We start from the raw sequence: 12335 nt of genomic DNA on the forward strand, positions 1-12335 counted from the left end.
GGAGCAGGTGTCTAGAGTTGAGCCAGTCGGACTCAAGTTGTCTGACCACCCGATCTTCACACCCCTCATCATCCTGTTCCACAGTCACACGGAGGTAACACACACATGGCACGAGCGGTTGGCATTGACCTCGGCACGACGAACTCCGTCGTGGCGGTCCTCGAGGGTGGCGAACCCACCGTCATCGCAAACGCCGAAGGCGCCCGGACGACCCCGTCGGTCGTGGCCTTCGCCAAGTCCGGCGAGGTGCTCGTCGGTGAGGTCGCCAAGCGGCAGGCCGTCACCAACGTCGACCGCACCATCCGCTCGGTCAAGCGCCACATGGGCACCGACTGGAAGCAGAAGATCGACGAGAAGGACTTCACCTCCCAGCAGATCAGCGCGTTCGTGCTGCAGAAGCTCAAGCGCGACGCGGAGGCCTACCTCGGCGAGCCGGTGACCGACGCGGTCATCACCGTCCCGGCGTACTTCTCCGACGCGCAGCGCCAGGCCACCAAGGAGGCCGGCGAGATCGCGGGCCTCAACGTGAGCCGGATCGTCAACGAGCCCACCGCGGCCGCGCTGGCCTACGGTCTCGACAAGGGCGACGCCGACCAGACCATCCTCGTCTTCGACCTCGGCGGCGGCACCTTCGACGTGTCCCTCCTCGAGATCGGCGAGGGCGTGGTCGAGGTCAAGGCGACCAGCGGCGACAACCACCTCGGTGGCGACGACTGGGACCAGAAGGTCGTCGACTGGATGGTCAAGAAGTTCCAGGGCAACAACGGCGTCGACCTGAGCAAGGACAAGATCGCGCTGCAGCGCCTGCAGGAGTCGGCCGAGAAGGCCAAGATCGAGCTGTCCTCCTCCAGCGAGACCACGATCCACCTGCCCTACATCACCCACGGCGAGTCCGGCCCGCTGCACTTCGAGGAGAAGCTCACCCGCAGCGAGTTCCAGAAGCTCACCGCGGACCTGCTCGAGCGGACCAAGACGCCCTTCCAGAACGTCCTCAAGGACGGCGGCGTCGACGTCAGCAAGATCGACCACGTCGTGCTCGTCGGCGGCTCCACCCGGATGCCCGCCGTGACCGACGTCGTCAAGAGCCTGCTCGGCGGCAAGGAGCCCAACAAGGGCGTCAACCCCGACGAGGTCGTCGCGATCGGCGCCGCGCTCCAGGCCGGCGTCCTCAAGGGCGAGGTCAAGGACGTGCTGCTCCTCGACGTCACCCCGCTGAGCCTCGGCATCGAGACCAAGGGCGGCGTCATGACCAACCTCATCGAGCGCAACACCACGATCCCCACCAAGCGCTCGGAGATCTTCACCACCGCCGACGACAACCAGCCCTCGGTCGAGATCAAGGTCGCCCAGGGCGAGCGCCAGATGTGGGCGCAGAACCAGCCGCTCGGCAACTTCGAGCTGACCGGCCTGCCCCCGGCCCCGCGCGGCGTGCCCAAGATCGAGGTGACCTTCGACATCGACGCCAACGGCATCGTGCACGTGTCGGCGAAGGACCAGGGCACCGGCAAGGAGCAGTCGATGACGATCTCCGGCGGCAGCGCGCTGTCGAAGGACGACATCAACCGGATGGTCCAGGACGCCGAGCAGTACGCCGAGGAGGACGCCCGCCGCCGCGAGACCGTCGAGTCCCGCAACCAGGCCGACTCCCTCGTCTACTCGACCGAGAAGTTCCTCTCCGAGAACGACGAGAAGCTGCCCGAGGACGTGAAGACCGAGGTCCAGGCCGACGTCGACGCGCTCAAGAAGCTCCTCGAGGACACCGAGACCGACAAGGACGCCTTCACCGCGGCCATCACCAAGCTGGGCGAGTCCAGCCAGAAGATGGGGGCGGCGATGTACGAGGCCTCCGCCGCCGAGAGCGGTGCCGCCGAGGGCGACCAGGCCGAGGCCACGACCGACGGTGACGACGACGTCGTCGACGCCGAGATCGTGGACGAGGACGAGCAGCCCAAGAAGGACGACCAGTGACCGCTCCCGACGACCGTCCCCAGGACGACTCCGTCGAGACCCCGGCCGGGGAGCACTCCGCTGCTCCCCGGCCCGGGGGGCCCGCTGGCCAGGGCCGGCCCGCCGGCAGCTTCGGCGACGTCGCCGGCGAGACCGGCGAGGACACCGAGGTCGAGGCGGGCGACGCCTCGACCGGGCCCGAGGCCGACGGGGAGCCGTTCGACCCCGCCGCCCAGGCGGCGTCCGACGAGCTCGCGGTGGCGCGGGCCGAGGCGGCCGAGCGGCTGCTCGACCTGCAGCGGCTGCAGGCGGAGTTCCTCAACTACAAGCGGCGCGTCGAGCGCGACCGCGAGCTGGTCCAGCAGAACGCCACCTTCACGGTGCTCACCGGCCTGCTGCCGGTGCTCGACGACATCGACCGGGCCCGTGAGCACGGCGAGGTCGAGGGCGGCTTCAAGGCCGTCGCCGACGCGCTGGACCGCACCGTGGCGCAGCTGGGCCTGACGAAGTACGCCGCCACGGGCGACGCCTTCGACCCCACGCTCCACGAGGCGCTCATGCACGGCCTGTCGCCGGAGGTCACCACGACCACCGTCGACGTGGTCGCGCAGGCGGGCTACCGCATCGGCGAGCGCGTCGTGCGCGCGGCGAAGGTGACCGTGCTGGACCCTGAGGGCTGAGAGCCCCCGACCGATCCGACGAGAGGAGGGACGACCCGTGGCGAACAACGCCGACTGGGCCACCAAGGACTTCTACCAGGTCCTCGGCGTGGCCAAGGACGCCGACCAGGCCGCCATCAAGAAGGCCTACCGCAAGCTGGCGCGGGAGAACCATCCCGACTCCAAGCCGGGTGACAAGGCCGCCGAGGACCGCTTCAAGTCGGTCGCGGAGGCCTACGACGTCGTGGGCGACCAGGACAAGCGGGCGCAGTACGACGAGATGCGCTCGCTCTACGGCGCCGGCGCCGGCTTCGGCCGGGGCGGGGGCGGCGGGGGCTTCCCCGGCGGCTTCGGCGGTGGTCGCCCCGGCACCGGGACCCGCCCGGGCGGTGCCGGCGGCTTCGACGTCGGTGACCTGTTCGGCGACCTCTTCCGCCAGGGCGGCCAGGGGGGCGGTGGCGGCTTCGGCGGCTCCCGCGGCCCGCGGCCGGCCAAGGGCGCCGACGTCGAGGCGGAGGCCACGATCGCCTTCGCCGACGCGCTCGCCGGCACCACCATCAGCCTGCGGCTGCGCTCGGACGCGCCGTGCCCGACCTGCTCGGGCACGGGCGGCAAGCCCGGCACCCGGCCGCACGTCTGCGGCACCTGCGACGGCGCCGGCATGGTGGCCAGCACCGTGGGCGGCGGGTTCTCGATGAACGAGACCTGCCCCGAGTGCCACGGTCGCCAGCTCGTCTACGACGAGTCGTGCCCCACCTGCCACGGCTCCGGTCGAGGCGTCTCGAGCCGCACCATCTCGGCGCGGATCCCCGCCGGGGTCAAGGACGGCCAGCGGATCCGCCTCAAGGGCAAGGGGGCCTCCGGCGAGAACGGCGGCCCGGCCGGCGACCTGCTCGTGACGGTCAAGGTCGGCTCCCACCGGCTCTTCGGCCGCAAGGGCGACCACCTCACCCTCGAGGTGCCCGTCGGCTTCGACGAGGCCGCGCTCGGGGCCGAGATCAAGGTGCCCACGCTGGGTGGCGCCCCGGTGACGCTGCGCGTCCCGGCCGGCACGCCGAGCGGCCGGGTGTTCCGGGTGCGGGGCCGCGGGGCGCCGCGCAAGGACGGCTCCCCGGGCGACCTGCTGGTGACGGTGCTCGTGGAGGTGCCGCCGACGCTGGGCGACGACGCGCGCTCGGCCGTGGAGGCCTACCGCGCGGCGCGCGCGGGCCACGACCCGCGGGCCGGCCTGCTCGAGGGAGGCGCGTGAGATGCCCACCTCCCGCCAGCCGCGTCGCAACCAGGTGCCCGGCCCGACCGTGCCGGTCTACGTCATCAGCGTCGCCGCGGAGCTGACCGGCCTGCACCCGCAGACCCTGCGCCAGTACGACCGTGCCGGCCTGGTCTCCCCGGGCCGCACCGGTGGCGGCGGTCGGCGCTACTCGCTGCGCGACATCGAGCTGCTGCGCGAGGTGGCCGAGCTGACCGCCTCCGGCATCGGCCTCGAGGGGGTGCGCCGCATCCTGGAGCTCGAGCACCAGGTCGCAGCCCTGCGCGCCCGCAACGCCGAGCTGCGGGGCCAGGTCGCCGAGCTGCAGTCGGCCCTCGAGGCCACGCTCGCCACCCTGCGCGGCCACCGGCCCAACCTGCCGGCGCTGCGCCCCCCGGGCGGCGCCATCACGCCGTTCCTGCAGTCGCCCCACTAGCCGCCCGTCGGGACGCTCCGTGCGTCTCGTCACGGGCACGGGCTTGCCGATCCCGGTGACCGGGTCGCGGCGGAGTCGTTAACCTTCGCGACACACGCGCGCACGCCCGGGGGACCCGCCCGCCGGGCCCACCGCGAGGCCGGGACAGGAGGCCGCCATGCCGGCGGAGATCGACTGGTTCTTCCAGCGCGCCGACTGGCTCCACGTGCTGACGATCCCGGTGTTCACCGGCGTCGTGGGGTTCCTCATCAACTGGAGCGGGCTGTGGATGCTCTTCTCCCCGGTGCGCTTCCACGGCGTCACGGTGCCGGGCATGCGCCAGCTCTCGCGGGTGCTGCCCCGCAAGGTGCAGGAGGTGCCCGGCATCCTGCAGGGCGGCATCGGCTGGCAGGGCATCGTGCCGGCCCGGGCGGCCAAGATGGGCAGCATCGCCGTCGACAAGGCGATCGCCAAGCTCGGCACGCCCGCGGAGTTCTACCAGCAGCTCGAGCCCGACCAGATCGCCGAGCACATCGTGCAGGTCTTCGAGCCCGAGCTGCCACAGATGATCGACCAGATCATGCGGCGCGAGCACCCCGCCCTGTGGCGTGACCTGCCCCCACGGGCACGGGCGGCCGTCGTACGTCGCGTCCAGGCGCAGCTGCCCGGCGTGGTGCGCACCGTGACCGACGAGATCGGCGAGCACATCGACCAGCTGCTCGACCCGAAGATCATGGTCATCAACCACTTCCAGCGGCACCCCGCGCTGGTGGTCCGGATCTTCCGCGACTTCGGCCAGCGCGAGCTCAACCTGATGGTGGCCTTCGGGTTCATCTTCGGCTTCGGGCTCGGCATCCCGGTCGCGGTCCTCGACCACTGGTTCGCCCAGTGGTGGCTGCTGCCCGTGCTCGGCGTGGTCGTCGGCTGGGCCACCAACGCGCTCGGCATGTGGCTGATCTTCGAGCCGCCGGAGCCGCGCCGGGTCCTGGGCATCAAGGTGCACGGCCTGTTCCTGCGTCGCCAGGACCAGGCGGCCGAGGTCTACGCGCGGATCATCGCCGACGACGTCATCACGCTGGAGAACATCGGCGACTTCCTGCTCGACGGCCCCCGGGGCGACCGCACCCGGCAGATGCTGGCCTCGGCGATGCGCCCGGCCATCGACAACGCCGCCGGCCCGGTGCGCGGCGCGGTGCGCGTGGCCGTGGGGTCGCGGCAGTTCGACAACATCCGCGACGCGATGGCGCTGGAGGCGGTCGACCGGACCATCGAGCCCTTCCGCGACCCGGATTTCAGCCGCCGCCAGGCCGACAAGATCAACGCGCTCATCGCGCAGCGGACCAAGGAGCTGCCCCCGCGCGACTTCGTGGAGATGATGCGCTCCGCCATCAAGGAGGACGAGTGGATGCTCTACGCCCACGGCGCGATCATGGGCTTCGGCGGTGGGTTGCTCCACCTCGCGCTCTTCGGGGTCGGGGGGCCGGCGTGAACGACCGTCCCGACCGCACGCCCGAGCGCGCCACCGGTGCCCTGCCCGGCGCGCAGGACCCGCAGGGCCCCGCGCCGTGGCGCACCGACGACGAGCCGCCGGCACGACCCGGCCGCCAGCCCGTGCTGCGCGAGGCGACCGAGGCGCTGCCGGGCGTGGCCCGGATCGCCGCCACCGCCGCGGCCCGCTCGACGGCCTGGTCGGTCGGCGCCGGCCTGCGCTCGGGCCGGCTCCTGGTGCGCGCGCTCACCGATCCCGACACCGCCGGCGACCTCGTCCAGGGCGTCGCCCACGACGTGGCCGAGGCCTCGCGCACCGTCAGCGAGGTGGCCCGCGCCGTCTCCGCGGGCGTGCCGGTCACCCGCGCCCTGCGCGACGCGTCCGCCTCCCTGGCCGACGTGGTGCTAGCCGACGTCACGCCGCAGCCCCGCGAGCCCGAGCGCGAGCGGTCGCTGCGCGAGCGCGGCGAGGACCTGCTGGAGCGGTCGCGCGACGTGTGGGACGAGGAGGGCGTGCACCCGGCGTACGGCCGGATCCTCGACGAGCTCGCCCCCGACGAGGCCCGGATCCTGCTGCTCCTGCTGCGCGGGGGCCCGCAGCCCTCGGTCGACGTGCGCACCGGCGGCCCCGTCGGGATGGTCAGCAGCGCGCTGGTCGCCCCCGGCATGTCGATGATCGGCGCCCGGGCCGGCTGCCGCCACACCGACGAGGTGCCGGCGTACCTCAACAACCTGTTCCGGCTCGGCCTGATCTGGTTCAGCCGCGAGCAGCTCGAGGACCCGATGGAGTACCAGGTCGTCGAGGCCCAGCCCGACGTGCTGGCCGCGATGCACTCCGTGCGCTTCCCCAAGGTGGTGCGCCGCAGCATCCACCTGACGCCCTTCGGCACCGGCTTCTGCACCGCCTGCCTGGTCGACGACTCCGAGGCGGCCTCGCTCCCGGCCCACCAGATCCCCGAGGACTGACCCGCCGCCCTCGGGGTCGGACACACCACGCGTCCCACTGGACGTCGTTCCTGGTGACTGGACGTCTGTTGCAACAGACGTCCAGTCACCGATCACCCGGACGTCCGGGTGATCAGCGCCCCTTGACCACCCCCACCCCCAAACCCCAAAGTTGAGGGGAACAGACTCAACTCTGGCGGCGTTGACCCGGTGTCGCGCTCGCCGTCCGAGCCGCATCCCACCCCGGTCCGTCCCGGTCGTCACGAGGAGTTCGAGTGGACGCATCCAAGCTGACCTCACGCAGCGTCGAGGTCGTCAACGCCGCCAGCACCCTGGCCGTCAACGAGGGTCACCCGCAGGTCGACCCCGTGCACCTCGCCGCCGCCCTGCTCCGGCAGGAGCGCGGCGTCACCCCGTCCCTGCTGGCCAAGGCCGGCGCCGACGTCGCGGCCGTGAGCCACGCCGTCGACCAGGCGCTGTGGCAGCTGCCGTCGGCCTCCGGGTCGACCGTGGCCTCGCCGACGGCCTCCGCCGCCCTGACGCGGGTGCTGGCCAGGTCGCTGGACCTGATCAAGGAGATGAAGGACGACTACGTCGCGACCGAGCACCTGCTGCTCGCGCTGACGGTCGTCGACACCCCGGTGCGCTCGCTGCTGGCCGGCGCCGGCGTCACCGAGCAGGCCGTGCGCGAGGCGATCACCGCCACCCGCGGCAGCCGCCGGGTCACCAGCCAGGACGCGGAGGCGACGTACGACGCCCTGGAGAAGTACGCCGTCGACCTCACCGCCCGCGCCGAGGAGGGCCGGCTCGACCCGGTGATCGGCCGGGACGCCGAGATCCGCCGCGTCGTGCAGGTGCTCTCGCGGCGCACCAAGAACAACCCGGTGCTCATCGGCGAGCCCGGCGTCGGCAAGACCGCCGTCGTCGAGGGGCTGGCCCAGCGCGTGGTCGCGGGCGACGTGCCCGACTCGCTCAAGGGGCGCCGCGTGATGAGCCTCGACCTGGCCGCGATGGTGGCCGGCGCGAAGTACCGCGGGGAGTTCGAGGAGCGGCTCAAGGCCGTGCTGGAGGAGATCACCTCCTCGGGCGGCCAGATCATCACCTTCATCGACGAGCTGCACACGGTCGTCGGTGCGGGCGCCGGCGGCGACTCCGCGATGGACGCCGGCAACATGCTCAAGCCGATGCTGGCCCGCGGCGAGCTGCACCTGATCGGCGCGACCACGCTCGACGAATACCGCGAGCGCATCGAGAAGGACCCCGCCCTGGAGCGGCGCTTCCAGCAGGTCTTCGTGGGCGAGCCGAGCGTCGAGGACACGGTGGCGATCCTGCGCGGGCTGCAGGAGAAGTACGAGGCTCACCACGGCGTGAAGATCACCGACGCCGCCCTGGTCGCCGCGGCGATGCTGTCGGACCGCTACATCCCCGGGCGCCAGCTGCCCGACAAGGCCATCGACCTGATCGACGAGTCGGCCTCGCGGCTGCGCATGGAGATCGAGAGCTCCCCGGTGGAGATCGACCAGCTGCGGCGCTCGGTCGACCGGATGAAGATGGAGCAGCTGGCGCTGGAGCGCGAGACCGACGCCGCGTCGCAGGACCGGCTGGAGCGGCTGCGGGCCGACCTGGCCGACCGCGAGGAGGAGCTCCGCGAGCTCGAGGCGCGCTGGGAGCGGGAGAAGGCCGCCCTGGAGGGCTCGGGCGAGCTGCGCAAGCAGATCGACGAGCTGCGGGTCGAGGCCGAGCGCCTGCAGCGCGGGGGCGACCTCGGGGCCGCCTCGGAGATCCTCTACGGCCGGATCCCGGTGCTGGAGAAGCAGATCGAGGAGGCCGACCGCGTCGAGGTGCCCGCCGATGAGCGGATGGTCAACGAGGAGGTCGGCCCCGCCGAGATCGCCGACGTCGTGGAGGCCTGGACCGGCATCCCGACCGGCCGCCTGCTCGAGGGCGAGACCGCCAAGCTGCTGCGGATGGAGGACATCATCGGCGAGCGGCTGGTCGGCCAGCGGGCCGCGGTCAGCGCCGTGTCCGACGCGGTGCGACGCAGCCGCGCCGGCATCTCCGACCCCGACCGCCCGACCGGCTCGTTCCTGTTCCTCGGCCCCACCGGCGTCGGCAAGACCGAGCTGGCCAAGTCGCTGGCCGACTTCCTCTACGACGACGAGCGCGCGATCGTGCGCATCGACATGAGCGAGTACGGCGAGAAGCACTCCGTCTCGCGCCTGGTCGGCGCCCCTCCCGGCTACGTCGGCTACGACGAGGGCGGCCAGCTGACCGAGGCCGTGCGGCGCCGGCCCTACTCGGTCGTGCTGCTCGACGAGGTGGAGAAGGCCCACCCCGAGGTCTTCGACGTGCTGCTCCAGGTGCTCGACGACGGTCGCCTCACCGACGGCCAGGGCCGCACCGTCGACTTCCGCAACACCCTGCTGATCCTCACCAGCAACCTCGGCTCGACCTACCTCGTGGACCCGGTGCTGGCCACGGAGTCCAAGCACGAGGCGGTGATGGCGGTGGTGCGGCAGGCGTTCAAGCCGGAGTTCCTCAACCGGCTCGACGAGGTCGTCATGTTCGACGCGCTCGGCAAGGACGAGCTGGCCCACATCGTCGACCTGCAGCTGGCGGCCTTCGACTCGCGGCTGGCGCCGCGCCGGATCTCGGTCGGCGTGACCGCGGCCGCCCGCACCTGGCTCACCGACCACGGCTACGACCCGGCGTACGGCGCCCGCCCGCTGCGCCGCCTCGTGCAGACCGCGATCGGCGACCCGCTCGCGCGGCTGCTCATCGGCGGCCAGGTCGTGGACGGCCAGCACGTCGAGGTCGACCACCCCGAGGGCGCCGAGGACCTCACCCTCACGGTCGTCTGAGCCGGGGGTCCGGGCCGAGCCGGGCCGGGCCGGGCCGGACCCATGTAACGCTCCGTTACTGCATCTGAGTGCCCCCGGCGACGGGTGTACGCCGCGGGTAACGGAGCGTTACATGCGCCGCGCCGCCGCCGTGCCGGCCCCGCGCCGCCGCCGTGCCGCCGTCGCGCCGGCCCCGTGCCGGCCCCGTGCCGGCCCCGCGGCGGCCCCGCCCCTGCCCGCGCCGCCGCGCGCTGCCCGCCTCCTTGGCAGGATGACCCCATGAGCGACACCCCCGCCAAGGACCGACCCCGCCAGCTGACGCTGGCGGTGGGCTTCGTGATCGGCGGCTCGCTGTTCCTGCTGCTGCAGATCTTCGACACCGTGGGGCGGCTCAGCTCGGTCGACACCCGTGACGCGGTGTCGGAGTGGCTGGCCTCGCCGGCCGGGGAGGGCCTGGGCGCCGACGTCTCGACGGTGCTGGGCCTGATGCGGGTCGGCCTGACGGTGGCGGCGGTCTGCGCGGCCGTCGCCCTGGCCGCGGGCGGCTTCGTGCTGCAGCGCCACCGCGGGGCCCGGATCGCGCTGTCGGTGGTGGCGGTCCCGCTGCTGCTGACCGCCCCGCTCACCGGCGGCATCTTCGGTGCCGTGGTGGCCGCCTCGATCGGTCTGATGTGGAGCGGCCCCGCCCGGGACTGGTACGCCGGACGGCCGGTGCGCGAGACCCCCGCCTGGCCCGCCCGCCGCTCCACCGGGCCCGACGACTCCCGGGGGTCGGTCGGCGGCACGCCCCCCAGCGCCCCCGGCGCCTCGCCGGCCCTGCGGCCCGAGGCGGAGGCGCCGCGGATCTCCACCGCCACCACCTCCGACGCCCCCGGCGCCACCCCGGGCTGGGGTGCTCCCCGCGGCGAGGTCGCGCCGGGCGCCCCCGGCGCTCCCGGTGGCCAGGGTGCTGCTCCGGCGCGCCTCGGGGTGCCCCGCCCGGTCACGGTCGCGTGTCTGCTGACCTGGGTCTTCGCCGGCGGCGCGGCCGTGCTCTACGCCATCTCGGTGGTGGCGCTGCTGGTCGCGCCCGACTCGGTGACCGAGGCGCTGCGCAGCTCCCCGCAGTGGCAGGAGGCGACCCAGCAGGCCGGCCTGTCCGAGGACCTGCTCGTGCCGGCCCTGGTCGCCAGCTGCGTGATCGGCGGCGGTTGGGCGCTGGGCGCCTGCCTGCTCGCGTGGTTCACCCGGCGGCGCCACGACTGGGCCCGGATCCTGCTCATCGTCAGCGCGGGGGTCACCTTCCTGTTCGCGCTGGCGGCCTTCCCGGTCGGGCTGGTCGTGCAGCTCGCGGCCGCGGTGACGATCGGCCTGCTCTTCCACGCCGAGACCCGCGCCTGGTTCGCCCACCGGCCGACGCTGCCGCCGCCGCCCTCAGGTCCCCCCTCCGGCCCGCCCGCCCCGCCCCACGCCCCGCCGCACGACGGGCAGCACGGAGAGCACGGCCAGCAAGGCCCCCCGCCGCCGCAGCAGGGCGGTCACCGCGGCCCCTGGTGAGCCCCTGTGAGCCCCTGGTGAGCCCGGGTGAGGCTCGGGCTCAGGCGGTCAGCCGCGCGCCCCGCAGCCGGCGCAGGCCCTCGTCGATGACCTCTCGCTCCTTGCAGAACGCCCACCGCACCAGGTGGCGGCCCTCCTCGGAGCCGTCCTCGTAGAAGACCTGCGAGGGGATCGCCACCACCCGCGCGCGCTCGGCGAGGCCGAGGCAGAACGCCATGGAGTCCTCCCAGCCGAGGGATGAGACGTCGGTGGTGACGAAGTAGGTGCCCTGCGGCACGTGCACCTCCAGGCCGAGCTCGGCCAGGCCCGCGCAGAGGTGGTCGCGCTTGGCGAGCAGGTCGTCGCGCAGGGCCTCGTGGAAGGCGTCCTCGTGCTCCAGCGCGTGCGCCACGGCCGGCTGGAAGGGCGCCCCCGAGGAGTAGGACAGCCAGTTCTTGGCGCCCTCGACCGCGGCGACGAGCTCGGCGGGACCGCTGGCCCAGCCGATCTTCCAGCCGGTGAAGGAGAAGGTCTTGCCCGAGCTCGAGATCGTCACCGTGCGCTCGAACATGCCGGGCAGGGTGGCCAGCGGCACGTGGCGGTGGTCATCGAAGACGAGGTGCTCGTAGACCTCGTCGGTCACCACGACCAGGTCGTGGCGCCGGGCGACGTCGGCCACCCCTTCGAGCTCGGCCCGGGAGAGCACGTGGCCGGTCGGGTTGTGCGGCGTGTTGAGCAGCACCAGCTTGGTGCGCGGCGTCACCGCCGCCTCGAGCTCGGCGACGTCGAGGCGGTAGTCGGGCGCGCGCAGCGTCACCGGGCGCCGCACGCCGCCCGCGAACTGCACCATCGCGCGGTAGCTGTCGTAGTACGGCTCCAGCACCACGACCTCGTCGCCCGGGTCCACCAGTCCCAGGACCGCCGCGGCGACGGCCTCGGTGGCGCCCGTGGTGACCACGACCTGGTCGGGGGTCAGCTCCAGCCCGTAGTGGCGCCGCTGGTGCGAGACGACCGCGGCGACCAGCTCGGGGGAGCCGTGGCCGGGCGGGTACTGGTTGCGGCCCGCCCGCATCGCGTCGTACGCCGCCTCCACCACGCTGGCCGGTCCGGACAGGTCGGGGAACCCCTGGCCGAGGTTGACCGACCCGGTGCGCACGGCGAGCGCCGACATCTCCGCGAAGATCGTTGACCCGACCCCCTCGAGCCGGCGGGCGGTGCGCGACGGCCGCGATCCGCGGGAGGGGCGGGACGGGACGGTCGGCGAGCTGGTCACGACC

Annotated in this window: 9 protein-coding genes; 8 read left to right on the forward strand and 1 reads right to left on the reverse strand. The window is 73.3% G+C overall.

What is annotated here, in order from left to right; genetic code table 11:
- The first annotated feature begins 105 nt into the window (after window positions 1-105).
- The 8 genes from dnaK (at window position 106) to BLU55_RS15840 (ending at window position 11079) form a co-directional block, all read left to right on the forward strand.
- Entirely contained in the window at window positions 106-1968 is a 1863-nt protein-coding gene (dnaK, locus tag BLU55_RS15805; protein WP_091731639.1) for a molecular chaperone DnaK, read from the forward strand.
- Window positions 1965-2627, forward strand: a complete 663-nt coding sequence (gene grpE, locus BLU55_RS15810; RefSeq protein ID WP_091731641.1) for a nucleotide exchange factor GrpE — start codon at window positions 1965-1967, stop codon at window positions 2625-2627. Before dnaK ends, grpE begins: the two co-directional genes overlap by 4 nt.
- A 37-nt stretch (window positions 2628-2664) precedes the next feature.
- A complete protein-coding gene (gene dnaJ, locus BLU55_RS15815; protein ID WP_091731644.1) occupies window positions 2665-3855 on the forward strand; it encodes a molecular chaperone DnaJ in 1191 nt (396 codons plus the stop codon).
- A 1-nt stretch (window position 3856) separates the two neighbouring features.
- Window positions 3857-4291: a heat shock protein transcriptional repressor HspR gene (locus BLU55_RS15820; RefSeq protein ID WP_091731647.1), complete on the forward strand. Its 435-nt coding sequence runs from the start codon at window positions 3857-3859 to the stop codon at window positions 4289-4291.
- 157 nt (window positions 4292-4448) lie between these two features.
- Entirely contained in the window at window positions 4449-5759 is a 1311-nt protein-coding gene (locus tag BLU55_RS15825; protein ID WP_231916911.1) for a DUF445 domain-containing protein, read from the forward strand.
- Complete coding sequence (locus BLU55_RS19800) at window positions 5756-6724, forward strand: Abi-alpha family protein (RefSeq protein ID WP_231916912.1); 969 nt, start codon at window positions 5756-5758, stop codon at window positions 6722-6724. Before BLU55_RS15825 ends, BLU55_RS19800 begins: the two co-directional genes overlap by 4 nt.
- 254 nt (window positions 6725-6978) lie before the next feature.
- Window positions 6979-9564: an ATP-dependent chaperone ClpB gene (gene clpB / locus BLU55_RS15835; protein WP_091731649.1), complete on the forward strand. Its 2586-nt coding sequence runs from the start codon at window positions 6979-6981 to the stop codon at window positions 9562-9564.
- Window positions 9565-9822: 258 nt separating this feature from the next.
- Window positions 9823-11079, forward strand: a complete 1257-nt coding sequence (locus BLU55_RS15840) for a hypothetical protein (protein ID WP_091731652.1) — start codon at window positions 9823-9825, stop codon at window positions 11077-11079.
- A 40-nt stretch (window positions 11080-11119) separates the two neighbouring features.
- Here BLU55_RS15840 and BLU55_RS15845 read toward each other — a convergent pair whose 3' ends face one another.
- A complete protein-coding gene (locus tag BLU55_RS15845; RefSeq protein ID WP_091731654.1) occupies window positions 11120-12331 on the reverse strand; it encodes a pyridoxal phosphate-dependent aminotransferase in 1212 nt (403 codons plus the stop codon).
- Between the last annotated feature and the right edge of the window lie 4 nt (window positions 12332-12335).

Source organism: Nocardioides scoriae (assembly GCF_900104965.1).
GTDB lineage: Bacteria > Actinomycetota > Actinomycetes > Propionibacteriales > Nocardioidaceae > Marmoricola > Marmoricola scoriae.

Excerpts from the sequence above, each read along its gene's own strand:
- dnaK (WP_091731639.1), top strand. The coding sequence starts at position 106 with ATGGCACGAGCGGTTGGCATTGACCTCGGCACGACGAACTCCGTCGTG.
- BLU55_RS15820 (WP_091731647.1), top strand. The coding sequence starts at position 3,857 with ATGCCCACCTCCCGCCAGCCGCGTCGCAACCAGGTGCCCGGCCCGACC.
- BLU55_RS15825 (WP_231916911.1), top strand. The coding sequence starts at position 4,449 with ATGCCGGCGGAGATCGACTGGTTCTTCCAGCGCGCCGACTGGCTCCAC.
- BLU55_RS15840 (WP_091731652.1), top strand. The coding sequence starts at position 9,823 with ATGAGCGACACCCCCGCCAAGGACCGACCCCGCCAGCTGACGCTGGCG.